The organism is Aurantimonas sp. A2-1-M11 (genome assembly GCF_036549475.1).
In the GTDB taxonomy this organism is placed as follows: domain Bacteria; phylum Pseudomonadota; class Alphaproteobacteria; order Rhizobiales; family Rhizobiaceae; genus Aurantimonas.
The window spans coordinates 1-584 of sequence record NZ_JAZHLI010000227.1; the positions used below are offsets into that span (position 1 = coordinate 1).

1 protein-coding gene is annotated in these 584 nt (G+C 69.5%); it reads left to right on the plus strand.

The features are described 5' to 3' along the window. A partial coding sequence (locus tag VQ042_RS25820) for an IS66 family transposase (protein WP_331823080.1) occupies positions 1 to 584 on the plus strand: 584 nt, incomplete at both ends.

Consider the following 584-nt stretch of genomic DNA (forward strand, 5'->3'; position numbering starts at 1 on the left):
AGATCATCGTGCGCCGCGCCGATCGCTGCTCCTGCGGGGCGGACGTGTCGGGGCTGAAGCAGACCTGCCGACAGCGCTACGACCATGTCGACATTCCGCCGGTTCTGCCGAATGTGACGCGGATCGAACTGCACGGCGGGCGCTGCGCCTGCGGCAAGCGCTTCCGTGCCACGCCGCCCGAGGGCATGCCGCCCGGCACGCCGTTCGGGCCGAACATCCATGCTCTGCTGGCCTATTTGCACCATAGCCATCACGTCGGTTTCGAGCGGCTGGTCCGGCTGGCCCGCGAGTTGTTCGGCCTGTCGATCTCCGAAGGCGCCATCGCCAATGCGCTGCGCCGGCTGGAGACGCCGCTGGAGGCCGAGTGCGCGGCAATCCGCCAGAAGCTGCGCGCTGCGCAGGTTGTCTGGTCGGACGAGACCACGACGCGCATCGACGGGCGCCTGCACTGGCAGTGGGTCTTCGTCACACCCGAGGCGGTGCTGCACGAGATCGCCCCGCGTCGCGCGAGGGCGGTGGCCGAAGCGGTGATGGACGGCCACAAGCCGGCTGTCTGGATTTCCGACCGCTACGCCGGCCAGCAG